Genomic DNA, 25043 nt, shown 5'->3' with positions numbered 1-25043 from the left:
GTCGGAACGTGCCTGGTAGCCTGGGCAGCTGTGTCTCGCATGCCCTCTCAGCTGCGGGACGCAATCCGAAGAACAAAACTCTGAACCTGAAAAGGCTCTTTCGTGGCGAACATCAAGTCCCAGATGAAGCGGAACAAGACGAACGAGAAGGCGCGCCTGCGCAACAAGGCCGTCAAGTCCTCGCTCAAGACCGCTATCCGCAAGGCCCGCGAGGCCGTCGTCGCCGGTGACGCCGAGAAGGCCACCGTGGCTTCTCGCGCCGCCGCGCGTGCGCTCGACAAGGCTGTCTCGAAGGGTGTCATCCACAAGAACGCCGCCGCCAACAAGAAGTCGGCGCTGGCCTCCAAGGTTGCCTCCCTCCAGGGCTGAGCTCTCGATGTGAATCGCCGGTAGGGACTCAGCGGGCCCTCTCTCCCGCTCCGTACCGGCACACCGCGCCGCACGCGGCCTGCGTTCGCCACGCGGGTGCGGCGCAACCCATGCAGTGACCGAAGGCCCCGGGCCTCCGCCCTTCCCCAGGACGGAGCCCGGGGCCTTCGCGTTGCCCGGAGATCGTGCCCCTCGCGCAGCGCGCGTCCCCACCGGCAGAACCGCCCCACGCGTGTCGGGCCCGCCGCACGGGCGGCCCGTTCGCACCCATTGCCGCTGGGCGGCTGCGGCTCACCGCGAGGTCGCCCCGGGGCGACGACGCGAGTGATGGCGGGTCCTCAGCCGTCACTCCCGGCTCTTCCTTCCGGCTCTTGCGGATCCTGGCGGGCCCGCCATCGTCCGGCACCGCATCGTCCCGCACCGCACCGCATCTCGCCGTGTGGTCGGAGCGACCGGTCGGAGCGCCCGAGTACGTCCGGTACACGGGCGGCCCTCCGCCTTGCGATGCACGGCACCGGACGACGCGGGCCCGACCGACAAGATCCGGAAGGGGCGATCTAGTGGCGGCCCGGGCGGGCCGCGCGGGCGATCGCCACGACGGCCTTTTCCAGGGCGTACTCGGGGTCGTCGCCCCCGCCCTTCACGCCCGCGTCGGCCGCGGCGACCGCGCGCAGCGCGTCGGAGACGGCGTCCGCCGACCAGCCCCGCATCTGCTGCCGGACCCGGTCGATCTTCCACGGCGGCATGCCGAGGTCGCGGGCGAGGTCGCCGGGGCGGGCCCCTCGGGGCGCGGAGGCCAGCTTGCCGATCGCACGGACCGCCTGGGCCAGCGCGCTGGTGATCAGGACCGGCGCGACCCCTGTGGAAAGGGACCAGCGCAGCGCTTCGAGCGCTTCCGCCGCCCGCCCCTCGACCGCCCGGTCGGCGACGGTGAAGCTGGAGGCCTCGGCCCGGCCGGTGTAGTAGCGGCCGACCACGGCCTCGTCGATGGTGCCCTCGACGTCCGCGCACAGCTGCGCCGCCGCGCTCGCCAGTTCGCGCAGGTCGCTGCCGATGGCGTCGACCAACGTCTGGCAGGCCTCGGGGGTCGCGGAGCGCCCCAGCGTGCGGAACTCTCCCCGCACGAACGACAGCCGGTCCGCCGCCTTGGTCATCTTCGGACAGGCGACCTCCCGGGCGCCCGCCTTCCGTGCCGCGTCGAGCAGGCCCTTGCCCTTGACGCCTCCCGCGTGGAGGAGGACGAGGGTGATCTCCTCGTACGGTGCGCCGAGGTAGGCCTTCACCTCCTTGACGGTGTCGGCCCCCAGGTCCTGCGCGTTGCGCACGATCAGGACCTTGCGCTCGGAGAAGAGCGAGGGGCTGGTCAGCTCGGCCAGCGTGCCGGGCTGGAGCTGGTCGGAGGTGAGGTCCCGCACGTCCGTGTCGGCGTCGGCCGCTCGGGCCGCCGTCACCACGTCCCGTACGACACGGTCGAGCAGCAGGTCCTCCTGCCCCACCGCGAGGGTGAGCGGGGCGAGCAGGTCGTCGGTTGAGTTCTTCCTGGTGGCCATCGGCTCCAGCATCCCACGCCGCACCGACAGTCCTCCTCGTCCGGTAGCCGAGAATGGTCGGGTGAACGAGCGACATGTACTGGTCCTCCCGGACCGCGACGCCGCCGAAGAGGTGGCCCAGGAGGCCGTCGACCGCTTCGGCCTGCCCGAAGAACCCCAACTGGTGCGCGACGCCCTCGCCGGAGAGGACGACGCCGAGGACGCCCAGTGGCTGGTGGTCGTGGAGGACCCGCAGGAACGACTCGACGCCGCTTCCCTGGACGACCTCGCCGCCGAGTACGAGGGCTGGCTCGAAGCCCCCTGAAGCCCTCCCGGGCCCCTCCGGGCCGCGGGGGCGTGGTGTCCCGCGGGGGCGTGGTGTCAGGCCTTGTGGACGATCTGCACGTCCAACGCCACTTCCACGCTCGCGCCGATCGCCGCGACGCCCGCCGCCAGCATCGACTGCCAGTTCAGGGTGAAGTCCTCGCGGTTCAGCTCGGCCGTGGCCCGGCAGGCGGCCCTCGGTTCGCCCTCCAGGCCCGTGCCGTGACCCAGGTACTGGGTGTCCAGGGTGACGGAACGACTGACGCCGTGGAGGGTGAGGGCCCCGGCGACCGCCCAGCGGCTGCCGGAGCGGTGGATGAACCGCTCGCTGTAGAACTCCACCGTCGGGTGCCGGGCGGCGTCGAGGAAGTCCGCGGACCGCAGGTGGTCGTCCCGCAGGCGCAGTCCCGTGTCGATGCTCGCCGCGTCGATGATGACGTGCATGGAGGACTCCTCCATGCGGTCCGCGATCCGGACCGCGCCCGCGAAGGTGTTGAAGCGGCCGTGGATCCGGGCGAAGCCGATGTGCCGGGCGGCGAAACCGATCGACGAGTGCGACGGGTCGAGCTCCCAGTGCCCGGGCTGCGGCAGCCGCGGCGGTTCCACCGCGTCCAGGATGATCTCCGCGGTGCCGAGCTGTGCCGGATCGCCCACGAGCATCGCCCCGTGGAACGGCGCGTACCCCTCGGCGGTCACCGAGAGCCGGTACTCGCCCTCCGGCATGGCCGCGGTGAACCCTCCGTACGGATCGGTCTCGCCGCTGACGACCCGTCTGCCGATCGGATCGGTGACCTCGAACTTGGCTTGCCGGATGGGCTGGTGGACCGTATCGAGGACCCGACAGCTCAACAGCCGCGCCGTCGGCGGCAAGGTGAGCGTCGCGGTTCTCTGCGAGTCGACGCTTCCGGCCGACTCCATCCCCCGTCGGCGACCGAACATGGTTGACGCACCCCCGTGCTGTGTGGACTTGGACCGTTCCGGCGAAGAGGCATTCGATCATGCTGCCGGGTTGTGGGCAAACAGAATGGTCGCGCCCGGTATGCCCGGCCCCGTTCCGACGCCGGCCGGCCGGAAACGCCCTCATCCGGGGACCACTGCCGAAAACCGCGATCGAACCGTCGGTATCGGTGCGCAGGACGGTCGCACCGCGGGCCCTCAGGCGGGCCAGCATGCCCGGCGCGGGATGGCCGTAGCGGTTGCCGGCACCGACGGGAACGATCGCGAGCCGCGGCCGTACCCGGTCGTGGAGAGCGGGGTCCTGGCGTGCCGAACCGTGGTGGGCGACCTTCAGGACGTCCACCGGCCCAAGCTCCGGATGTTCCCTCAAGAGGGCTTCCTGAGAAGGCGGTTCGAGGTCTCCCAGCAGCAGGAACGTCAGCCCGGAGGTGCGGACCAGGAGGGCGACGCTCGCGTCGTTGGCCCCCTCGGGCGGGGGGCCGACCGCCGACGGCCACAGCACCTGCCACTCCGCTCTTCCGGCCTTCCTCCGCTCCCCCGCCACTGCCTGCACGACGGGTACCCCGGCGTCCGCCGCGACCCGCCCGACGAACGCCGCCTGCCCTGCCGGCTCCCGCACGGTGGTGGTTTGAATCACACCCACGGACCGACCCCGCAGCACCCCGCGGAGCCCTCCCACGTGGTCCGCGTGGAAGTGCGTGAGGAGCAGCAGTGGGACGCGATTCACACCCAGGGTCCGCAGGCAGGCGTCCACCGGCCCGGGCTCGGGCCCCGCGTCCACCACGACCGCGGAGCCCGGGGCGACGGCGAGCACGGCGGCGTCGCCCTGGCCCACGGCGCACTGCACGTAGCTCCAGTCGGGCGGCGGCCAGCCGGTGAGCGTACGGATCAGCTGCGGCGGCCGCAGTACGGCCATCAGCAGCACCACGGCGACGGCGGCGCACACCCCCCGCCGCCGGCCGAACCTGACGGCGAGTCCCACCAGGGCCGCCGTCGCGGCGACCAGCAGCAGGGCTCCGCCCGGCCCGCCGGGCCAGGGCAGTTCGGCTCCCGGCAGCCGCGCGCCGGCGCGCGCGACCGCGGCGATCCACCCGGCGGGCACTGCGGCGCACCGGGCGAGCAGCTCCGCCAGCGGCATGCACCACGAGGCGGTGGCGAGGACCGCGAAGCCCAGCACCGTGGCCGGCCCCGCCGCGAGTTCCGCCAGCAGGTTGCACGGCACGGCGACGAGACTGACCCGGGCGGAGAGCACGACCACGACGGGGGCGCACACGGCCTGCGCCGCGGCGGCGGCCCCCAGCGCGTCGGCGAACCGGGGCCGCATCCCCCGCCGCCGCAGGGCTTCGCCCCAGGCGGGCCCGAGGGTGAGCAGCGACCCGGTGGCCAGGACCGACAGCAGGAATCCGGGACTGCGGGCCAGCCACGGGTCGTACAGCACCAGCAACAGGACGGCCCCGGCGAGCGCGGGGATCAGGGACCTGCGCCGCCCGGTGGCGAGGGCCAACAGGGTGATGCCCCCGCAGGCGGCGGCGCGCAGCACGCTCGGCTCTGGGCGACAGACCACCACGAAGGCCAGGGTCAGGGCCGCCCCGCCCACCGCGGTGGCCCTGAGCGACAGCCCCAGGCGGGGCGCCAACCCCCGCCGCTCGGCGTGCTGCGCACGGGCCGGGGGCCCGATGAGCAGATACAGCACGACGGTCAGGTTCGCCCCGGAGACGGCGAGGAGGTGCAGCAGGTCGGTGGCCCGGAACGCGTCGTGCAGGTCGGGCGGGACCCTGGAGGTGTCGCCGACCACCAGGCCCGGCAGCAGGGCCCTGGCATCCGGCGCGAGCCCCTCGGTGGCGTCGCGCAGGCCGACGCGCAGGGTCGCGGCGAGGCGCTGCGCGGTGTTCGGGCCGGCTGTCACCCGGGGCGGCGTGTCGCCCGCCGGGCGGACCAGCGCCACGGCCTGTTCCCCGCTCCGGGCGGGAGCGAGGCGGGCCACCACCGCGACCCGGGTGGAGGGCAGCAGCCGGGCCCATCCGGGGTGCGCGGCGAGCACCCGCACCGGGGTCCGGATCCGGCTCGCCTCGCCGTCGGGGCCCGTCACCCGGGTGGCCACGGCGTCCAGCACCACCACGGGCGGCCCCGTGCCGGTGCGCGCCGCCCGGGGGTCCGAGCCGACGGTGAGCTCCGTCAGGACCCGGGCGTGCGCCCCGGCGAGCCGGGGCAGCGGTCCCGCCCGCGCCTCGGCCCGTTCCAGCCCGGCCACCCCTGCCCCGGCGGCCGCGCAGAGCAGGGTGGCGGCCGCGGTCACGCCGATCCGCCACAGGAGCCGCGTCCCGCGGGCCCCGGCCGACAGCAACACTCCCGCCGCGACCACCGCGAGCCCCACCCCGGCGGCGGTCCACGGGCCCGGGGCGACGAGGGCCGCTGCCGCCGCCGCCCAGGCGCCCAGAGCCGGCACGACGAGCCGGAGGTCCAACGACCCGACCCCCTTGTCACGCCCACCGGGCCCGCGGCGGCCCGCTCCCCTCCCACCGTCCCCCACGGACCGGCCCGGGGGCCCGACCACCGCGGACACCCGGGGCCCCGCCCCCGCGGCCCCGTTGCCACCGACCCGGCGAGCCATACCCCCCGCGACCGGCCCCGGCGCCATCGACCGCCGCACGCGCCCCACGTACCCGGAGCCTTCGCTCGCGCCCCTCTCGGGGCCACCACCGCCGGCGCCGCGCCCGTCCGGGGTGCTCACGGCCGCACCAAGGGGCGCAGGTCGGCGAAGCGACGCTCGCCGATGCCGTTGACCTGCCGAAGTTCCTCCACGGCCCGGATTCCGCCCCGGGCGGTGCGGAAGTCGACGATGTGCCGGGCCAGTACCGGTCCCACCCCGGGCAGACCGTCCAACTGCTCGACGGTCGCGGTGGCGAGGCTCAGCGGCACCACGCCCGAACCCGAACCGGCCCCCGAACCGGCCCCCGAACCCGGAGCACCTCCGATCGGTGCCTGCTGCGCTGGTGTCCCCACCAGCACCTGTTCTCCGTCCACGAGGATCCGGGCCCGGTTGAGCCCGGTGGTGTCGGCGCCCGGCCGCACTCCCCCGGCGGCCGCCAGCGCATCCTCCACCCGTGAGCCGGCGGGCAGCCTCCGCACGCCCGGATCCCGGACCTTGCCCCCGACGTCCACCACGATGCGCCCGCCCGGCCCGGCCGCGGCACCGGGCCCCGGCGCCGGGCCGGGAGCCGGTGCGGGTGCCGGGGTGATCACCGCGGGTGCCGTCACCGGTTGCGGCCGGCCCGACCAGTACTGCCGGCCGGCGAACCCGACCGCCGCGACCAGCACGACGGCCACGGCTGCCACCGTGCGCCGCTCCACCCCACAGCGGGCCTGCACCCACACGGGCAGCCGCTCCCGCACCGCCGGCCACCGCCCGGCCGGTCCGCTCGACCCACCGGCGCCCTCCCCCGACGCGTCGGGTGCACCGGGTGCGCCCGACACCTCGGATGCGGCACGGACACTCCCCACCCCGAGCCCACCGACCGCGTCCCGCACCTCGCGCCCGCCGAACCCGGTCGTACCTCCACGGATGTCGGGCGGCGGCGGATCGGCCGCCCGCCCCTCCCCTCGTTCCCGCACGGGTCCTCGTTCTCGCCGCCCTGCGGCTCCGCCGGCGGACAGCAGCGCCTCGGCCCGACGCCGCAGGCGGTCGGGGTCGGGCCGGGCGCGACGGCGGTCGCGGAGGCGGCCGTCGGAACGGCGGGGCCTGCCGGGGCCTGCGGTGGCGACGGAGGCTTCGAAGTGGCGCGAGGAGTGCGTTCGCAGAGTCATGCCACGACGCTAGGGGTGCCACCCGATCCCCGCTCGGAGCCTTCAATTCCAGTGGATATCAGGCACGTTGTGGATAACTCGACCACCCGTCCCGGTGACAGTCCCCGAATCCGAACGCCTCGCCCCACTCACGGACACCCACCACCACCAACACCCGCACCCGCACCCGCACCCGCACCCGGCTCAGCGTGGCGAAACGACCGCCGCCAACAGACCGGGCCCGGTGTGCGCGCCGATGACCGCACCGACCTCGCTGACGTGCAGCTCGACCAGCCCGGGGATCCGTTCCCGAAGGTGTTGGGCGAGCTTCTCCGCTCGTTCGGGAGCCGCCAGGTGGTGCACGGCGACATCGACGCTGCGCGAACCCGCCCGCTCGACGGCCAGTTCCTCCAGCCGTGCGATGGCCTTGGAGGCCGTACGCACCTTCTCCAGCATCTCGATGCGCCCGCCGTCCAACGTCAGGAGCGGCTTGACCGCCAGGGCCGAGCCGAGGAGCGCCTGCGCGGCCCCGATCCGGCCGCCGCGGCGGAGGTAGTCGAGGGTGTCCACGTAGAAGTACGCCGACATCTCCGCGGCGCGCTTCTCCGCGGCGGCGACGGCCTCGTCCGCGGAACCGCCGGCCTCGGCCGTTTCGGCGGCGGCGAGGGCGCAGAACCCGAGGGCCATCGCGACCATGCCCGTGTCGACGACCCGCACCGGTACGGGCGCCGTCCTCGCCGCCACCACGGCGGCGTCGTAGGTACCGGAGAACTCCGCGGAGAGGTGGAGGCTGACGATGCCGGTCGCACCGGCGTCAGCGGCGGCCCGGTAGGCGCGCACGAACTCCTCCGGGCCCGGCCTGGAGGTCGTGACGGAGCGGCGCTTCTGCAAGGCGACGGCGAGGCTGCGCGCCGAGATCTCGGTGCCCTCCTCCAGTGCCTCGCCTCCCAGGACCACGGTCAGGGGGACGGAGCTGATCCCGTGCCGCGCCATCGCCGGTGGGGGCAGATAGGCCGTGGAATCGGTGATGATCGCGACATGGCGGGACATGAGCCGGAGGTTACCGCCACCGGGGGCGATCCGGCAGCCCGGCCCCTCGGCTCACGAAGAACGTCAAGTCCGAACCCCACGAAATCGGCAGGCCCGGCGCACCGCAACGGCGGGCCGAACCCTACGAAACGCCCGTCCCGACCCCCACGGACCGCCCCGGCTGCACGGTCCAACAGGGGCCCACGGACCACCGCAGCCCCACGGACCTTCGCAACCTCGCGAACAGCCCGCGCCCCACGAACCGACCAAGCCTCGCGAACAGCCCGCGCCCCACGAACCGACCAAGCCTCGCGAACAGCCCGCGCCCCGCCAACCGACCAAGCCCCGCGAAATGCCCCGCCCCACCCCTCAGGTGGTCGCCTCGGGCCGCGGAGTCTTCTGCCACGGGTACCGCATCTCCGGCGCCGGCGGATTCAGCGCGGCGGGCTGCGGCCCGGCCTCACGAGCCGTCCACCCGGAGGGTGCCTGCGAACCCGGCGCCGTCTGCGCGCCCACCCCGGAACCGGCTCCTGCCCCTGTCCCGGACCCCGCCTGCTGCGCGTCCCACGCGGCTGCGGCGGCCGCCAGTTCGTCGACGGATTCCGGGGACCAGTCGCGCAGGGCGTCCGATTCGACCCCGATCTGGGCCGACAGCAGGTCCAGGTCGTCCTCGGCGAACCGGCGGGCACGGTCGCGTGCGGCCCACCGCAGCGAGTCCGCGGCCTGCGTGATCTTGGCGGTGCGTTCCCGGAGGTCCGGGAGGCGCTCCTCGATGCGCTTGCGGTCCGGGTCGCGCTCCAGCCGCTTCAATTCGTCGTCCAGCTCGTACCCGTGGGAGCTGAGCCGCTCGAAGAGGCCGATCGACTCCCTGAGCGAGCTGTCCACCTGTACGCCCTGGTACAGCGCCTGCTGCGTGGCCCGCATGGAGTTGCGCAGGTCCAGCCGCAGCTGCGCCAGTGCCCCCGTGACCCCGACCTGACCGAAGCTCTTCGCCTTCAGGGTCGTGTCCTCGACCGTCCTGCGGGCCTGCGTGATCGTGCGGTCCACGCCGCGCTTCGCCGCGCCCACCACCTTCACGGTGGCCCAGGCACCCAGCCCCAAGAAGGCGAACAGCGCCAACAGGGCAAAGATGATCAAAGCGCCCGCCTCCATGAGGTTCCCTTCCTCCGCCGGATCCGTCCCCTCCACCGTAAACGCCAAGGGCAGGTCGGGGGTTCCCGCGGAACCCCCAACCTGCCCTTACGGGATGTCCCCCACGTCGGGGGGCCGTCCTCAGATGACGATGTTCACCAGCTTCGGCGCCCGCACGATCACCTTGCGGATCTCCGCGCCGCCCAGCGCCGCGACCACGCCCGCGTCGGTGACGGCCAGCTGCTCCAGGTCCGCCTCGGAGATCGCGGGCGGCACCTCCAGGCGCGCCTTGACCTTGCCCTTGACCTGGACGACGCAGGTGACGGTGTCGTCCACGACGTACGCCGGGTCCGCGACCGGGAAGTCCTGGTGGACCACCGAGTCGCTGTGGCCCAGCCGGTGCCACAGCTCCTCCGCGATGTGCGGGGCCAGCGGGGCGACCAGCAGCACCAGCCGCTCGGCGACGGAGCGCTCCAGCGGGCGGCCCGCCTTCGTCAGCGCGTTGTTCAGCTCGGTGATCTTGGCGATGGCGGTGTTGAAGCGCAGCGCCGCCATGTCCGCGCCGGCCCCGTCGATCGCCTTGTGCAGCGCCCGCAGGGTGTCCTCGCCCGGCTCCGCGTCGACGACGGTGACCTCACCGGTCTCCTCGTCCACCACGTTGCGCCACAGGCGCTGCAGCAGCCGGTACTGGCCGACGACGGCGCGGGTGTCCCACGGGCGCGAGACGTCCAGGGGGCCCATGGCCATCTCGTACAGGCGCAGGGTGTCCGCGCCGTACTCCTCGCACATCTCGTCCGGGGTGACGGCGTTCTTCAGGGACTTGCCCATCTTGCCGTGCTCGCGCTTGACGGGCTCGCCCTGGTGGAACCAGCCGCCGTCGCGCTCCTCCACCTCGGCCGCCGGGACGTACACACCGCGCGCGTCGGTGTACGCGTACGCCTGGATCATGCCCTGGTTGAACAGCTTGTGGAACGGCTCCACGGAGGAGACGTGGCCCAGGTCGAACAGGACCTTCGACCAGAAGCGGGCGTACAGCAGGTGCAGCACGGCGTGCTCGGCGCCGCCGACGTACAGGTCGACGCCGCCGTGCGGCGCGCCGTCGCGCGGGCCCATCCAGTACTGCTCGATCTCCGGGTCGACCAGCGCGTCCGCGTTGTGCGGGTCCAGGTAGCGCAGCTCGTACCAGCAGGAGCCGGCCCAGTTCGGCATGGTGTTGGTCTCGCGGCGGTAGCGCTTGACGCCCGCCCCGTCGCCCAGGTCCAGCTCGACGTTGACCCATTCCTCGTTGCGCGACAGCGGCGTCTCGGGCTTGGAGGCGGCGTCGTCGGGCTCGAAGGTGCGCGGCGAGTAGTCCTCGACCTCGGGCAGTTCCAGCGGCAGCATCGACGCGGGCAGCGCGTGGGCGACGCCGTCCTCGTCGTAGACGATCGGGAAGGGCTCGCCCCAGTAGCGCTGACGGCTGAACAGCCAGTCGCGCAGCCGGAAGTTGACGGTGCCCTCGCCGATGCCGCGCTCGGTCAGCCAGTCGGTGATGGCGGCCTTGGCCTCGACGACGCCCAGGCCGTCCAGGGAGATGCCCTCGCCGGCGGAGTTGACCAGCGTGGCCTCGTACGCGACGAACGCGTCGTCCCACTCGGCCGGGTCGGTGCCCCGGCCGTCCGTCGGCTGCACGACGCAGCGCATCGGCAGTTCGAAGGCGCGCGCGAACTCGAAGTCGCGGCTGTCGTGGGCGGGTACGGCCATGATCGCGCCGGTGCCGTAGCCCATCAGCACGTAGTCGGCGATGAAGACGGGGACCTGCTCGCCGCTGACCGGGTTGGTCGCGTACGCGCCGGTGAAGACACCGGTCTTGTCCTTGGCCTCGGCCTGTCGCTCGACGTCGGACTTCGACGCGGCCTGCTTGCGGTACGCGTCCACGGCATCGCCGGGGGTCGCGGCGCCGCCGGTCCACACCGGGTGGGTGCCCTCGGGCCAGGCGGCCGGGACGATCGCGGACACCAGCTCGTGTTCGGGCGCCAGGACCATGTAGGTCGCGCCGAACAGGGTGTCCGGGCGGGTGGTGAAGACGGTGATGGCACCGGCGTCGCCGACGGCGAAGTCGACGCGCGCGCCCTCGCTGCGGCCGATCCAGTTCCGCTGCTGCAGCTTGATGGCCTCGGGCCAGTCCAGCGCGTCCAGGTCGTCCAGCAGGCGGTCCGCGTACGCGGTGATCCGCATGTTCCACTGGCTCAGCTTGGCCTTGAAGACGGGGAAGTTGCCGCGCTCGGAGCGGCCGTCCGCGGTGACCTCCTCGTTGGCCAGTACGGTGCCCAGCCCGGGGCACCAGTTGACGGGCGCGTCGGAGGCGTAGGCCAGCCGGAAGCCGTTCAGCACGTCGGCCCGCTCGGCCGCGGTCAGCTCGGCCCAGGCGCGACCGCCGGGCACCTCACGGCTGCCGTCCTCGAAACCGGCGACCAGCTCGGTGATCGGGCGGGCCTTGCGCGCCTCGGTGTCGTAGAAGGAGTTGTAGATCTGCAGGAAGATCCACTGCGTCCACTTGTAGTAGTCGGGGTCGATCGTCGCGAACGAGCGGCGCTTGTCGTGCCCCAGGCCCAGGCGGCGCAGCTGGACCTTCATGTTCTCGATGTTCGCCTCGGTGGACACGCGCGGGTGCGTGCCGGTCTGCACGGCGTACTGCTCGGCCGGCAGGCCGAAGGCGTCGAAGCCCAGGGTGTGCAGGACGTTGTGGCCGGTCATCCGCTGGTGCCGGGCGAAGACGTCGGTGGCGATGTACCCGAGGGGGTGGCCGACGTGCAGGCCCGCACCGGACGGGTACGGGAACATGTCCATGATGAACTTCTTGGGCCGCGCGACCACGGCGGGGTCGCCGGCCAGGTCACCGGTCGGGTTGGGGGCCTCGTACGTGCCCTCCGCGTCCCATACGTCCTGCCAGCGTGCCTCGATGTCGGCGGCCATGGCAGCCGTGTAACGGTGCCCCTCGGCCGCCTCGGGGGCCGGGGTGTTCGTCTCGCTCATGATTTCTGAAGCTCCATCGATCGTCTCTGCCGTCTCTGCTGCCCAAACGAAAAAACCCCTCGCACAGGAGGGGACGCCGCGCCGATGCCGACCGCATCCGTGGTGCTCGATGGGTCGGTACTGATCAGCGCGGCTCGGTAAGCAGAAGGCGTACGGCACGCATGGCGTCAGGGTACCGCAGCGACTCCCGCGGGCGCTCTGCCGTTCCGAGCGGCGGGCACGCGACGGGCGGCGGACACATCCGGGAGCGGGCACCACCGGGGAGCAGGCACCACCGGAGGACAGTCACCACCGGACGAGAGGCACTTCAGGTGCGGGCACAACGAGAAGCGGGCCACCCGATCCGGGTGGCCCGCTTCTTCACTGTGGAGCTATGGAGAATTGAACTCCAGACCTCCTGCATGCCATGCAGGCGCTCTACCAACTGAGCTATAGCCCCTTGCCCTGCCTGCCGCTTCGGTTCCCCTTGCCGGTTTCCCTTGGCGACGTCCCAAACATTACACGGTCATGGCCCTGGTCCAAAAATCGGTTTCCGCCGACTCCGGGCCATGTCCGCTTTGAGGTGTATCGCCGCCTTCTCGCTACCTTCCGGTCGGGCCCGTCAGGCTCTCGCGAACTGGTAGAACCGCTTCAACGTGCAGTGCTCGTCGAGCAGCCGCCCGTAGATCGGTTCGCCTTCGAGCTCCCGGTACGTCTCGATCGGGTCGCCTTTTATGATCAGCGCCCGCGCGCATTCCTCGCACCAGTACTGGTAGTCGTGGTTGACCGGTTCCATGTCCCGCACGATCGGCGTGCCGTTGTCGCACCAGTCGCACCGCCGCCGGTGTGCACCCATCCGTCAGCGACTCCCTCCCGCGTCGGGCCGTCGTGACCCCCTCCGGCCGTCCGATTCTGCCATGCCGGTGCTGGCGGGGGCAGCCGTCGCAAAAGGAACAAACGCAAGGATCCCGCCCCCTGTTGGGGACGGGATCCTGATTGTGGAGCTATGGAGAATTGAACTCCAGACCTCCTGCATGCCATGCAGGCGCTCTACCAACTGAGCTATAGCCCCGCTCTTCGCCGCGTTCTTCCCGTTTCCGGTGTTCTTCGCTGCGAACAAGAAGAACTCTAGCCTGTGACCAGCCGGAAAGTGAAATCCGGGTGGGAGGCCCGTTCCGACGTGTCAGGCCGGGCTCCGCGCGGGCTCAGTCGTCGTCGCCGAGCACCGGTTCCGGCAGCGTGCCGGCGTTGTGCTCCAGCAGTCGCCAGCCCCGCGCGCCTTCGCCGAGGACGGACCAACAGCAGTTGGAGAGCCCGCCGAGGCCCTCCCAGTCGTACGCGTCCAGGCCGAGGAGGCGACCGATCGTCGTACGGATGGTGCCGCCGTGACTGACGACCACGAGCGTGCCGCCCTCGGGCAGCGCCTCGGTGTGGCGCAGCACCACGGGCGCGGCGCGGTCGGCGACCTCGGTCTCCAGTTCACCGCCGCCGCGGCGGACGGGCTCGCCGCGCTTCCAGGCGGCGTACTGCTCGCCGTACTTCGCGAGGATCTCGTCGTGGGTGAGGCCCTGCCACTCGCCGGCGAAGGTCTCGCGCAGCGCCTCGTCGTGCTGGACGGACAGGCCCGTGACGGCGGCCAGCTCGGCGGCCGTGTCCGCGGCCCGCCTGAGGTCGGAGGCCACGATGGCGTCCGGCCGCAGCGAGGCGAGCAGCCGGGCGGCGCGGCGCGCCTGCGCCACACCCGTCTCGGTCAGCTCTATGTCCGTGGAGCCCTGGAAGCGTCGTTCCAGGTTCCACGAGGTCTGGCCGTGCCGCCAGAGGACGATCTTCCTGCTGGTCGTGCCCGTCTTGCTGGTGCTCAGAACAGATCACCGTCCAGTTCGTCGTCGCCGGCCGCCTCGCGCAGCTTGGCGTGCTCCTCGGCCTTGCCGATGGTGAGCTTGGCGTCCTCGGGGAGCTCGATCTCGGGGCAGTCCTTCCACAGGCGCTCCAGCGCGTAGAAGACGCGCTCCTCGCTGTGCTGGACGTGGACGACGATGTCGACGTAGTCGAGCAGGATCCAGCGGGCGTCGCGGTCGCCCTCGCGGCGCACCGGCTTGGCACCGAGCTTCTTGAGGAGCTGCTCCTCGATCTCGTCCACGATCGACTTGACCTGGCGGTCGTTCGGCGCGGAGGCGAGGAGGAAGGCGTCGGTGATCGACAGCACGTCGCTGACGTCGTACGCGATGATGTCGTGCGCGAGCCGGTCGGCCGCGGCCTGGGCGGCGGCGGTGATGAGCTCGATGGAGCGGTCCGTGGCGGTCACGTGGCCATGCTTTCGGGTTGACGGGCAGATCCTTACAAGGGTCTCATGTACCGCCGACCTCGCCCGCGCAGAACGTTCCGCGCGGGCGGAAGCCCAGTTCAGGGGTGGTTCGCGGGGGTCCCGAAGCCCTCAGGACGCCTTGTAGTCCTTGCCCAGGGTCACCACGACGTCCGCGTTCACCGCGTTCTCCGCCTTCTTCACGGCCGTTTCCGGCAGTCCGAGCGTCTTGGCGACCTCGATCGCCCGGTCCCGCTGCGCGTCGTCCTGGTAGGTGATCCGCGAGGTGGTGTCCGTCCTGTCGGCCTTCCCGCCGTCCACGAACGCGTAGCCGCCGTTGAGCAGGGCCGCCTTCGCCGCGGTGCCCGCCCGTTCGTCGCCCGTGGCGTCCCTGAGGCCGACCCGAGGGGCCGTGCCCGGTTGGGCCGCGGTGAAGGAACCACCGAGGACCTCCTTGACGACCTTCTTGTTCGCCTCGTCGGTGAGGCCGCCGTCGGGCTTCACCGCGAGGACCTCGGTTCGGTAGGCGCCCACCTTGGCGTGCTCGCCGATCCGTGCCAGGAGCGCTCCGAGGTTCTGCGCGTCGAGTCCGGGGTCGAGGATCTGGCCCATGCTCTCCACGGTCGTCGCAGCCGACTTCGGGTCGCCGGGGATCTTGCGGAGGACGGCGTGGAGCACCCGGCCGGTCCGCTCCAACTGCTTGGCCTCCGGTTCCCCGGGGCCGCGGTACGTGGCGTACGCGACGGCCATCGCCCCGGTGAGGCTCTGCTTCGGGCCCTGCGCGACGGCCGGGGTCCTGGCCTGTTCGTCGGCCGGGACCGCGGTGTCGGTGTCCGCCTCGATGCCGCCGACCAGCTCGACGAGGCGCTCCAGGAAGGGCGTGTCGAGGCGCCAGGTCCCACCGATGCGGGTGCCGAGCACCGTGTCGAGGGATTCGCGGGTGCCGAGGGCGCCCTCCTCGACGGTCTTGCCGAGGGCGGCCGGGGTGCCGTCCTGCTTCGTGACGCCGAGGGTGTTGGGCAGCAGGACGGTGGCGCCCCGGCGGGTGGTGACGTTGTCCACGAGGAGGGCGGTGGAGGTGCCGCCGCGCTTGGTGTTGTGCACGTGGACGACGATGATGTCGCGCTTCTGCTCCCCGGTGGCCGCCGCGGTGTTCCGTTTCCCGTCGGGGCCGCCGAGGAAGGGCAGCCGGTCCGCGTACCAGAGGTAGCCGGCGCCTCCGACGACGAACAGGGACAGGACGACGATCAGCGCGACCCCGCGGTTGCGGCCCCTGCGGCGGGCCTCCTCGCGGCGCTCGGTGCGGCTCTCGGTGAAGGCGAGCCAGTCGATGACGTCCTCGGAGTCCTCGTCGGGCCGGTCGACGAAGGCGAACCGGTCGACGTCCCGGTCCGCGCCGGGCTCGGGGGCGCCGGCGGGCTCGCGGCGCGGTTCGGGGACCTGCGGGGGCGGTTGCGGGGGCCCTTCGTACCGCGGCTGCGGCTGTTCCTGGTCCGGGTAGGGGGTCCGGTACGGCTGCTCGGGGGCGGCCTGCTGCGGAATCCACTGCTGCGCCTGCCGGATGTCGTACCCGGGGTCGTGGGGCTGCTCGTACCGGGGCTGCTGGTACTGCTGCCCGCCGTACGGCTGTTCCTGCTCGTACTGCTCGTGCTGCTGGTGTTGCTCGTACTGCTGGTGTTGCTCGTACTGCTGGTACTGCTGGTACTGCTGCTGTTCGTACCCGTACGGAGGAGGGGCGGCGGGCGGTGGGGCGGGCCGCGCGGCGACCGGGCCGTACACGGGCCTGCCGTACGGGTCGTAGCCGATGAGCTGCTGCTCCTGGGCGGCGTACGGGTCGTACGGATCCTGTGGGTCGTTCACCGCGGGCCCCTCTCTTCCGGAAGCTCAGGCTCCCCGGTACAGCTCACGCTTGTCGATGTAGCGCACCACACCGTCGGGAACGAGATACCAGACCGGATCGCCCTGGGCGACCCGGGTTCGGCAGTCCGTGGAGGAGATGGCCAGCGCGGGGACCTCGACGAGGGAGACGCCGCCTTCGGGCAGTCCGTCGTCGGTGAGCACGTGGCCGGGGCGGGTCACTCCGATGAAGTGCGCGAGGGAGAAGAGTTCCTCGGCGTTCCGCCAGGTCAGGATCTGGGCGAGGGCATCGGCGCCGGTGATGAAGAACAGGTCGGCGTCGTCGTTGAGCGCGCTCAGGTCCCGCAGGGTGTCGATGGTGTACGTCGGACCGCCGCGGTCGATGTCGATGCGGCTCACCGAGAACTGGGGGTTCGAGGCCGTCGCGATCACCGTCATGAGGTAACGGTCCTCGGCGGGGGACACGGCCCGCTGCGACTTCTGCCACGGCTCACCGGTCGGTACGAACATCACCTCGTCGAGGTGGAACAGCGCGGCGACTTCGCTGGCGGCCACGAGGTGGCCGTGGTGGATCGGGTCGAATGTCCCGCCCATCACGCCGAGCCGGCGCTTGACCGGGCCCGTAGGCATTTCCTGCTCTCCCATGAGCGCAGAGCCTACTGGCCCGGTGCCGCGTCCACGGAGGGGCTTAGCGGTCGCGGTTCAGGCGCGTGGTCACCCAGAGCATCAGCATCAGGATGACGAACGCAGCGCCACCGGTGAGGTAGGGGTTCAGGCTGTCGTGGTTGCCGCCGTGCTCGGCGCCCCCCGATGCGAGAACGACCATGTTGTGGGCGGTGGTGGAGAGGCTCATCAGGCAGATACCTATCGAGTCGGGGAGCGAGCGGAGACTTCGCTCACATCGTATGCGGGGCCCCCGGGCACGCTCACGCCGACTCAGTCGTTGGGGAGGATGGACGCCAGACGACACAGGCCGATCAAGGGGGAGGCGCTATGACGGACACCGGTTTCGAGAAGGCACCGGCACGCAATCGCAGGAGGTTCCCCGGAATCTCCTCACGGGCGTACGAGCACCCCGCGGACCGTTCCGCGCTGGTGGCGCTGCGCAAGCTGAGCGGCTTCGACACGGTGTTCAAGACCCTGAGCGGGCTCCTGCCGGAGCGCAGCCTGCGGCTGCTCTTCCTGTCGGACTCGGTGCGGGTCGGCGAGACGCAGTTCCCGCACCTGCACGGGATGCTGCGCGACGCCTGTTACATCCTGGACCTGGAGAAGGTCCCGCAGATGTACGTCCAGCAGGACCCGAAGCCCAACGCGATGTGCATCGGGCTGGACGAGCCGATCATCGTGGTGACGACGGGCCTCGTGGAGCTGCTCGACGAGGAGGAGATGCGGGCGGTGGTGGGCCACGAGGTGGGCCACGCGCTGTCCGGGCACTCCGTGTACCGCACGATCCTGCTGTTCCTGACGGGTCTGGCGCTGAAGGTCGCGTGGATCCCGCTGGGCAATGTGGCGATCATGGCTCTGGTCACCGCGCTGCGCGAGTGGTTCCGCAAGTCGGAGCTGTCCGCCGACCGGGCCGGTCTGCTGGTGGGCCAGGACCTGAACGCCTCGATGCGCGGTCTGATGAAGATCGCCGGCGGCAACCACCTCCACGAGATGAACGTCGACGCGTTCCTGGAGCAGGCCGACGAGTACGAGAAGAGCGGGGACCTGCGCGACTCCGTGCTGAAGATCCTCAACGTCCTGCCGCGCACCCACCCCTTCACGACCGTGCGGGCGGCCGAGCTGAAGAAGTGGTCCCAGCACCGGGACTACCAGCGGATCATGGACGGCCACTACCCGAAGCGCGAGGAGGACAAGGACACCTCGGTGACCGACTCCTTCCGCCAGTCGGCGTCGCACTACGCGGACACGGTGCGCACCAGCAAGGACCCGCTGATGAAGCTCGTCGGCGACATCGCGGGCGGCGCGGGCGACCTGGGCGGCAAGCTCCGGGACCGGTTCACCGGCGCGGGTGCGGGAGCGGGCGCCGGATCGGGTACGGGGGCCGCCGGTGACGGCGGCTCCGACGGCAAGGGCACTACCCGGCCGGGGCCGGAGCAGGGCTGACGGGGGCCGAGCTCCCCGGTGTGGCGGCGGAGGGCTCCGGTGTCCGTTCCCCGGGCGGCGGCTGCGCCGTGGGCGTGCCGCTGGGGGTGAGGACGCCGCACAGCCCGGCCGTGCGCCGGGGGCGGCCGTCGGTGTACGGATCGGTCGCGGGCGGGCCCACGGTGGTGGGGTCCGACCCGGCCGTCAGCGGGCGGAAGCCCGCCGCGGGGTCGCTGGCGCAGTCCTGCGGGCCCGCCATCACGTAGGCGGAGGTCACCTCGGTCCGGCGGGCCGTGAGGTCCTCCCGGTCGAAGCGCATCCGCAGTTCGCGCCGGACGGTGAAGAGCGATGCCCCGTCGACGGTGGCCGCCGGGCCGCCCACAGGGCGGACGGCGTACACGAAAGTGTGGTCGGTGGTCACTTCCAGGACTTCCGGGGTCAGCTCCCGGAAGGCGAGGGTGCCGCTGACCCGGACCCTGGTGTCCGCGACCAGCACGACGGCGGGGTCGAAGCGGACGAGCCAGCCGGTGGCGGCGTGCCTGCCGTCCCCGGAGGGCGCGGTCATGCTCTGGTCGAACTGGGTGAGCTGGCCGGGGTCGAGCAGGACCCGGACGGGCCGTGAGGCGGTCCCGGACAGCACGTCCGGGTCCAGCGAGGACTGCACCAGGTAGTCCTTGGCGATGGACAGCGCGGTGACGACCTGGGCTTCGGTGAAGTGGTGGGTGCGGCGCAGGGCCGGAAGGGTGATCCCGGCCGCACCGACCCGGTAGTCGGCCGCCCGGCTCTTCTCGTACAGGTCGGCGGGTTTCCCACCGGGCACGGTCTCGGCCGGGGCGAGGGGGACGACGACGCTGCTGAGCGGCTCGGCGGTGCCGCCGGGCGGCGGGACGTACGGGTTGCGCAGGCCCATGTAGACGGCGACCGCGAAGGCGGTCGCGATGAGCAGCACGAGGAGCATGCCCTGGCGGGCTCCGCGCCCCGGGGTGCTCGTCCTGTGCGCGGAGGTGGGTCCGCCGGACGACCAGAGGGAGCGGCTGCGGACGGCTCGGGCGTGTTCGCCCATGCGTTCTTCCGCGGAGAACTCCTGGAGCCGGGCAGCGCGGACGAAGTCCTCGTCGAACACCACCGACCGGTACTCGTCCGGACGCAGTTCGTCATCGCCCCCGCCGATGCCGTCGGGGGTGCCGCCTGGTGGATCTCCTGGAACGGCCATCGCTTCTCCCCGCTGTCCCCGCTTCAGAGAAGCCCCCGTCTCCGGTTCGCGCAAGCGGGGTCGTACCTTCAGGGTTGGCGGACTACGGGGTAGGTAAACGCGCCGACGTCACCGACTTCGCGGAGCGGGGTGCTGGCGGGCGCCGGGGCGGGTTCCGCTTCCCCGGAGGCGTTGCGGTAAACGGCGCTGAACGCGAGGGCGACCATGCCGAGCCCCATGACGAAGGCGAGCACCCAGGCGACCGGGCGCAGCCACGGCGACCGGCCGCGGTAGGGCCGCAGGCTCCCCCCGTAGGCGCCGTAGGGGCCCTCGGCGTATCCGTGGCCGTGGTGGTCGGGATCCCAGCCGGGGTCGTCGAGCCCGGAGCCGTCGGGGTGGCCGTAGCCGTAGTCGTCGTCGCCGTTCCAGCCTCCGGCTACGCGGGCGGCCTCGGCCTCGGCTCTGGCCCGGTCCGCGGCTCGCTGGCGCTCGGCGGCGCTCGGTTCGTGGATCTCGGCACCCCGGACGAAGGCCTCGTCGAACACCACGGAGGCGAAGTCCTGGTCCGCGCCTCCGCGGTCGTCTGCATCGTCTTCGGGGGTCCCGTCGTCCGGGAACGGCTTGCCCCCCACGTCGTCCGGCACAGCAACAGCGTAGACCTGGGGGGCGGCTTTGGGCAGGCGTACGCCGGGATCCGGCCACACCGTGTCCGTCGGGCGGTTACCTGGTGTGACCGTCGCCGGTGACGATGTACTTGGTGGAGGTGAGCTCGGGAAGGCCCATGGGGCCCCGGGCGTGCAGCTTCTGGGTGGAGATGCCGATCTCGGCACCGAAGCCGAACTGGCCACCGTCCGTGAAGCGGGTGGAGGCGTTCACGGCGACGGTGGTCGAGTCGACCAGCTGGGTGAACCGGCGAGCGGCGGCCTGGGAGGTGGTGACGATCGCCTCGGTGTGGCCGGAGGTCCAGCGGCGGATGTGGGTGACGGCGTCGTCGAGGGAGTCCACGACGGCGGCGGCGATGTCGTAGGACAGGTACTCGGCGGCCCAGTCCTCGTCGGTGGCGGGGAGGGCGGTGGCCTTGGTGCCCTCGGCGGCTGCCAGGACCCGCTCGTCGCCGTGGACGGTGACGCCGGCATCGGCGAGGGCGTCGAGGGCGAGCGGGAGGAAGGCTGCCGCGATGTCGCGGTGCACGAGGAGAGTTTCCGCGGAGTTGCAGACGGAGGGCCGCTGCGCCTTGGAGTTGATGAGGATGTCGACCGCCATGCCGAGGTCGGCCTCAGCGTCGACGTAGACGTGGCAGTTGCCGGTACCGGTCTCGATGACCGGGACGGTGGACTCCTCGACGACGGTCCTGATGAGGGAGGCGCCGCCGCGCGGGATGAGGACGTCGACGAGGCCGCGGGCGCGCATCAGCTCGCGGACGGAGTCGCGGGACTCACCGGGGACGAGCTGGATCGCGTCGGCGGGCAGGCCCGCGCCCTCGATGGCGTCGCGGAGGATGCCGACGAGCGCGGTGTTGGAGGCGTAGGCCGACGAACTGCCGCGCAGGAGAACGGCGTTGCCCGACTTCAGGCAGAGGGCGGCGGCGTCGACGGTGACGTTGGGGCGGGCCTCGTAGATGATGCCGACGACGCCGAGCGGTACCCGGATCTGGCGGAGGTCGATGCCGTTGGGGAGGGTCCAGCCGCGGACGACCTCGCCGACGGGGTCGGGGAGGGCGGCGACGTCGCGCACGTCGGAGGCGATGGCCCCGACCCGCTCCGGGGTGAGGGTGAGGCGGTCGATGACCGTTTCGCTCGTGCCGGCCTCGCGCGCCTTGGCCGTGTCCACGGCGTTGGCGGCGACGATCTCCGCCGTTCGGGCCTCCAGGGCGTCCGCGACGGCCAGCAGGGCCGCGTCCTTGGCGGCGCGCGGGAGTGGCGCGATGGCGGCGGCGGCCGTGCGGGACCGCTGCGCGGTGGCGAGGACGGGGGAGGTGGCGGTGGCGTCGTCGAGCGTGGTCATGCGGCCAGGGTAGTCCCCGGCCCCACCGGGCCCGAAGGGGTTCCATCCCCCGAGACGCGGGACGGGCCGGCCGCCCCCGGGGCTCCTCCCCCGGTTCCGCCGGCCGGTGCCCCCGGGGCCGCTGCGCGGGGCCGTCTCCCCGCCCCGCCCCTTCTCCGCTTCCCGGGCTCCGCCCGGACCCCTTACGGGGCTCCGCCCCGGACCCCGCGCCTCAAACGCCGGCGGGGCTGGATGGGGCCGGGCTAGTACGGGTGCACGCCCACCGGGTGGGCCGGGGGCGGGCCGTAGCCCTCCGCCACGCGTTGGTGGTACGTCGCGCGGTCGATGACCTCCAGGCCGACGATCTCCCAGGGTGGCAGCCGCGCCGAGGACCGGTGTTCGCCCCACAGTCGCAGGGCGACGGCCGCCGCGTCGTGGAGGTCGCGGGCCTCCTCCCAGTACCGGATCTCCGCGTGGTCGTCGGCGTACCGGCTGGTCAGCAGGAAGGGGTGGTCGTGGGCGAGCTGTTCCAGCCCGCGCCGGACCTCCGAGAGGGGCGCGGGCTTGCCGGAGACGCTCAGGGTGATGTGCCACAGGCGGGACTCGTCCCGGTCCCCGTGGCCGTGGTCCCCGTTTCCGTGCCCGGTCCCCTGTCCGTGGCCGTCCCCGGTGCCGACGCTGGTCAGCGCTCGTCTCACCAGCCGCCTCCTGTCTGCGCTACGCGTGTCCGCCCCTCACAGTTGACCAGTCCCCGGCCCCCCGCGCGGCGGTTTTGCCGAACCTCAGCCCTGGAGCAGCACCAGATCGTCACGGTGTACGACCTCCCGCTCGTACGCGGGTCCGAGCTCCCTGGCGAGCTCGCGGGTGGAGCGGCCGAGGAGTTGCGGGAGCTCCTTGGCGTCGAAGTTGACGAGGCCCCGCGCGACGGCGCGACCGTCCGTGGACCGCAGCTCCACGGGGTCCCCGGCGACGAAATCGCCCTCGACGGCGGCGATCCCGGCGGGCAGCAGGGAGCTGCCGCGTTCGGTGACGGCGCGCACGGCGCCGTCGTCCAGGACGAGGTGGCCCTGCGGGGTCGAGGCGTGTTGGAGCCACAGGAGCCGGTCGGCGGAGCGGCGGCCGGTGGCGTGGAAGTGGGTGCCGGTCGGGCGGCCGGAGAGCGCGTCGGCGGCCTGGCTGGCGGAGGTGAGGACGACGGGGATGCCTGCGGCGGCGGCGATCCGGGCGGCCTCGACCTTGGTGACCATGCCGCCGGTCCCGACGCCCGCCTTGCCGGCGCTGCCGATGGTGACGTGGGCGATGTCCTGGGGGCCGCGCACCTCGTCGATGCGGGTGGTGCCGGGCTGCGACGGGTCGCCGTCGTAGAGGCCGTCGACGTCGGAGAGGAGGACGAGGAGGTCGGCGCGGACCAGGTGGGCGACGAGGGCTGCGAGCCGGTCGTTGTCGCCGAAGCGGATCTCGTCGGTGGCGACGGTGTCGTTCTCGTTGACGACGGGCAGGGCGCCCATGGCCAGGAGCTGGTCGAGCGTCCGGTAGGCGTTGCGGTAGTGCGCGCGCCGGCTGGTGTCGTCGGTGGTGAGCAGGACCTGGCCGACGCGGATCCCGTAGCGGGCGAAGGAAGCGGTGTACCGGGCGACGAGCAGGCCCTGCCCTACGCTGGCGGCCGCCTGCTGGCGGGCGAGGTCCTTGGGACGGCGGTGCAGGCCGAGCGGGGAGAGTCCGGCGGCGATGGCGCCGGAGGAGACCAGGACGATCTCCTTCTCCCCGCCGCCGCGTGCCTTGGCCAGTACGTCGACCAGGGCGTCCACCCGGTCGGCGTCGAGTCCGCCCTCCGCCGTGGTCAGGGAGGAGGAACCGACCTTGACCACGATCCTGCGGGCGTCCAGCACGCCTTGCCTTGCCCCTGACACGTCTGTCCCCTTGCCCCTTGCCGGACGGCCGGACGGAAGGTCCGGCCGACCTGCCCAATCTACGGGGTGGCCGTGAGCGCGCGCTCGGCGGTTTCAGACCGTGGACGAGGACGACGGACGCGGCGCGGGTTCCGCCGCGCGGGCCGCTCCGGGAACCAGGATCCTGCGGGACAGCAGGAAGGTGAAGGGGATGGCGACGACGGCCGCGACGAGCGGCGCGATCCGGGTGTCCATGCCGGCCCAGGTGACCAGGGCGTAGAGACCGACGGACTGGATGACGTAGTTGGTGACGTTGGTCAGCGGGAAGAACAGGAACTTCTTCCAGGTGGGCCGGGTGCGGTAGGTGAAGTAGGTGTTCATGAAGAACGACCCGATCATCGACAGCAGGAAGGCCAGGGTGTAGGCGGCGAAGTACGGCATCCACGGGTGGAGCAGCAGGTAGAACCCGAAGAAGGTGCCGGTGTTGACGCCGCCCACGAGGGCGAACCGGAAGATCTGGCCGAGCTGGTCCTTCTTCGTCATCGGCGGCTGCGCTCCGCGATCACGGCTTCGGAGATCCCGGGCATGCGTTCGGCGCCGTGGGCTTCCTTGACGAGGAAGTGGGGGCGGCGCTTGGTCTCGTAGTAGATGCGACCGATGTACTCGCCGATCAGACCCAGCATGATCATCTGGACGCCGCCGATTCCGGCGATCATCGCGACGAGGGTGACGTAGCCCGGCGAGTCGATGCCGTTGGTGATCGCCATGATGGTGATCCACAGGGCGTACAGGCCGGTCAGACCGACCAGCGACACGCCGAGCCAGATCCCGATGCGCAGCGGTCGGTTGTTGAACGAGATCAGCCCGTCCATGCCGTAGTTCAGCAGGCTGCCGAACTTCCACTTCGTCTCGCCGGCCTCGCGCTGGGCGTTGCGGTAGTCGAAGTGAACGGTGTCGAAGCCGATCCAGGAGAACAGTCCCTTGGAGAAGCGGTTGTACTCGGGCAGCGCGAGCAGGGCGTCCACGGCCGGCCGGGACAGCATGCGGAAGTCCCCGACGCCGTCGGCGAGTTCGACGTCGACCCAGCGGTTGACGCCCCGGTAGTAGAGGCGGCTCAGGGCCGAGCGGAGCTTCTTGTCGCCCTCGCGGGTGCGGCGGGCGATGATCTGGTCGTGGCCCTGCCGGTAGTGCTCCAGCATGGTGGCGATCAGCTCCGGCGGGTGCTGGAGGTCGGCGTCCATGATGACGACGGCGTCGCCGGTGGCCTCGCGCAGGCCGGCGAGCATGCCGGCCTCCTTGCCGAAGTTGCGGCTGAAGGACACGTACCGGGTCCGGTCGGGGTACTCGGAGGCGATCTTGCGGAGCTTTTCGAGAGTTCCGTCACGGCTGCCGTCGTCGACGTAGCACACCTCGTACTCGACGGGCAGGTCGTCCAGTACCCGCCTGATCTCCGCGTCGAAACTGTCGATCACGGCTTCTTCGTTGTAACAGGGGACAACTACCGACAGCTTGGTCATGAGCACTTCCTGCTGGGTCCGAACGGGTGATTGTCGGCGACCGGACCCGCCACTCACCTCTTCCTTAGAAGTATGCACGCCGGTGGCCGGCCTGCCGGA

22 protein-coding genes, 2 tRNA genes and 1 pseudogene are annotated in these 25043 nt (G+C 72.2%); 3 read left to right on the top strand and 22 right to left on the bottom strand.

Going from position 1 to position 25043, the window contains the following annotated elements; all coding sequences use genetic code 11:
• Positions 1-102: 102 nt before the first annotated feature.
• On the top strand, positions 103-369 hold the full coding sequence (rpsT, locus tag ACZ58N_RS09375; protein WP_471157298.1) for a 30S ribosomal protein S20: 267 nt from the start codon (positions 103-105) through the stop codon (positions 367-369).
• A 557-nt stretch (positions 370-926) separates the two neighbouring features.
• Here rpsT and holA read toward each other — a convergent pair.
• Positions 927-1919 carry a DNA polymerase III subunit delta gene (gene holA, locus ACZ58N_RS09370; protein WP_471157296.1) on the bottom strand — a complete coding sequence of 331 codons (993 nt, stop codon included), beginning with the start codon at positions 1917-1919 and terminating at the stop codon, positions 927-929.
• Positions 1920-1980: 61 nt separating this feature from the next.
• Between holA and ACZ58N_RS09365 the strand changes: the two genes are divergently transcribed.
• Positions 1981-2223, top strand: a complete 243-nt coding sequence (locus tag ACZ58N_RS09365; protein WP_389711030.1) for a hypothetical protein — start codon at positions 1981-1983, stop codon at positions 2221-2223.
• 56 nt (positions 2224-2279) lie between these two features.
• Here ACZ58N_RS09365 and ACZ58N_RS09360 read toward each other — a convergent pair whose 3' ends face one another.
• The 14 genes and pseudogenes from ACZ58N_RS09360 to ACZ58N_RS09295 form a co-directional block, all read right to left on the bottom strand.
• Positions 2280-3161: a YceI family protein gene (locus tag ACZ58N_RS09360; RefSeq protein ID WP_471157294.1), complete on the bottom strand. Its 882-nt coding sequence runs from the start codon at positions 3159-3161 to the stop codon at positions 2280-2282.
• Positions 3162-3285: 124 nt separating this feature from the next.
• A pseudogene (locus ACZ58N_RS09355) lies at positions 3286-5709 on the bottom strand (ComEC/Rec2 family competence protein); the annotation flags it as partial.
• A 197-nt stretch (positions 5710-5906) separates the two neighbouring features.
• Positions 5907-6983 (bottom strand): ComEA family DNA-binding protein, encoded by a 1077-nt coding sequence (locus tag ACZ58N_RS09350; RefSeq protein WP_471157293.1) that lies wholly within the window; start codon positions 6981-6983, stop codon positions 5907-5909.
• A 183-nt stretch (positions 6984-7166) separates the two neighbouring features.
• Positions 7167-8012: a DegV family protein gene (locus ACZ58N_RS09345; protein WP_471157291.1), complete on the bottom strand. Its 846-nt coding sequence runs from the start codon at positions 8010-8012 to the stop codon at positions 7167-7169.
• Between the two features lie 348 nt (positions 8013-8360).
• On the bottom strand, positions 8361-9143 hold the full coding sequence (locus tag ACZ58N_RS09340; RefSeq protein ID WP_471157290.1) for a hypothetical protein: 783 nt from the start codon (positions 9141-9143) through the stop codon (positions 8361-8363).
• Between the two features lie 120 nt (positions 9144-9263).
• Positions 9264-12137: a leucine--tRNA ligase gene (leuS, locus tag ACZ58N_RS09335; RefSeq protein WP_471157289.1), complete on the bottom strand. Its 2874-nt coding sequence runs from the start codon at positions 12135-12137 to the stop codon at positions 9264-9266.
• Between the two features lie 366 nt (positions 12138-12503).
• Positions 12504-12576: transfer RNA gene (locus ACZ58N_RS09330), tRNA-Ala, on the bottom strand.
• Positions 12577-12738: 162 nt separating this feature from the next.
• Positions 12739-12972, bottom strand: a complete 234-nt coding sequence (locus ACZ58N_RS09325; RefSeq protein WP_362876780.1) for a hypothetical protein — start codon at positions 12970-12972, stop codon at positions 12739-12741.
• A 143-nt stretch (positions 12973-13115) separates the two neighbouring features.
• A tRNA-Ala gene (locus tag ACZ58N_RS09320) sits at positions 13116-13188 on the bottom strand.
• A 133-nt stretch (positions 13189-13321) separates the two neighbouring features.
• A complete protein-coding gene (locus tag ACZ58N_RS09315; protein WP_471157570.1) occupies positions 13322-13978 on the bottom strand; it encodes a histidine phosphatase family protein in 657 nt (218 codons plus the stop codon).
• Positions 13975-14421 (bottom strand): ribosome silencing factor, encoded by a 447-nt coding sequence (gene rsfS, locus ACZ58N_RS09310; RefSeq protein WP_073915048.1) that lies wholly within the window; start codon positions 14419-14421, stop codon positions 13975-13977. The genes ACZ58N_RS09315 and rsfS overlap by 4 nt, the downstream gene beginning before the upstream one ends.
• Positions 14422-14550: 129 nt before the next feature.
• Positions 14551-16278, bottom strand: coding sequence for a LytR C-terminal domain-containing protein (locus ACZ58N_RS09305; RefSeq protein WP_471157287.1), 1728 nt, complete (start codon positions 16276-16278; stop codon positions 14551-14553).
• 24 nt (positions 16279-16302) lie between these two features.
• Positions 16303-16920 (bottom strand): nicotinate-nucleotide adenylyltransferase, encoded by a 618-nt coding sequence (gene nadD / locus ACZ58N_RS09300; protein WP_471157286.1) that lies wholly within the window; start codon positions 16918-16920, stop codon positions 16303-16305.
• Between the two features lie 43 nt (positions 16921-16963).
• On the bottom strand, positions 16964-17128 hold the full coding sequence (locus ACZ58N_RS09295) for a hypothetical protein (RefSeq protein ID WP_389711036.1): 165 nt from the start codon (positions 17126-17128) through the stop codon (positions 16964-16966).
• 140 nt (positions 17129-17268) lie between these two features.
• Here ACZ58N_RS09295 and ACZ58N_RS09290 point away from each other — a divergent pair, with 140 nt between their 5' ends.
• The gene (locus tag ACZ58N_RS09290) at positions 17269-18384 is read left to right on the top strand and encodes a M48 family metallopeptidase (RefSeq protein WP_471157284.1); all 1116 of its coding nucleotides are present in this window, start codon (positions 17269-17271) and stop codon (positions 18382-18384) included.
• On the opposite strand, the gene ACZ58N_RS09285 is transcribed toward ACZ58N_RS09290, so the two are convergent.
• From ACZ58N_RS09285 to ACZ58N_RS09255, 7 genes are all read right to left on the bottom strand, one after another.
• Entirely contained in the window at positions 18356-19576 is a 1221-nt protein-coding gene (locus tag ACZ58N_RS09285; protein WP_471157282.1) for an SCO2583 family membrane protein, read from the bottom strand. The genes ACZ58N_RS09290 and ACZ58N_RS09285 overlap by 29 nt on opposite strands.
• A gap of 68 nt (positions 19577-19644) precedes the next feature.
• A complete protein-coding gene (locus tag ACZ58N_RS09280) occupies positions 19645-20199 on the bottom strand; it encodes an SCO2584 family spore wall biosynthesis protein (protein WP_471157281.1) in 555 nt (184 codons plus the stop codon).
• Positions 20200-20275: 76 nt separating this feature from the next.
• Complete coding sequence (locus tag ACZ58N_RS09275) at positions 20276-21559, bottom strand: glutamate-5-semialdehyde dehydrogenase (protein WP_471157279.1); 1284 nt, start codon at positions 21557-21559, stop codon at positions 20276-20278.
• Between the two features lie 242 nt (positions 21560-21801).
• Positions 21802-22236 (bottom strand): hypothetical protein, encoded by a 435-nt coding sequence (locus tag ACZ58N_RS09270; RefSeq protein WP_471157277.1) that lies wholly within the window; start codon positions 22234-22236, stop codon positions 21802-21804.
• Positions 22237-22320: 84 nt separating this feature from the next.
• Positions 22321-23448 carry a glutamate 5-kinase gene (gene proB / locus ACZ58N_RS09265; protein ID WP_471157275.1) on the bottom strand — a complete coding sequence of 376 codons (1128 nt, stop codon included), beginning with the start codon at positions 23446-23448 and terminating at the stop codon, positions 22321-22323.
• A 93-nt stretch (positions 23449-23541) separates the two neighbouring features.
• The gene (locus ACZ58N_RS09260; RefSeq protein ID WP_471157273.1) at positions 23542-23970 is read right to left on the bottom strand and encodes a GtrA family protein; all 429 of its coding nucleotides are present in this window, start codon (positions 23968-23970) and stop codon (positions 23542-23544) included.
• The gene (locus tag ACZ58N_RS09255; protein WP_471157271.1) at positions 23967-24944 is read right to left on the bottom strand and encodes a glycosyltransferase family 2 protein; all 978 of its coding nucleotides are present in this window, start codon (positions 24942-24944) and stop codon (positions 23967-23969) included. The genes ACZ58N_RS09260 and ACZ58N_RS09255 overlap by 4 nt, the downstream gene beginning before the upstream one ends.
• Positions 24945-25043: the final 99 nt, after the last annotated feature.

Source organism: Streptomyces sp. NPDC040432 (assembly GCF_055595445.1).
The sequence above is the reverse complement of the archived record's forward strand: the minus strand, read 5'-3'. Positions and strand labels throughout refer to the sequence as shown.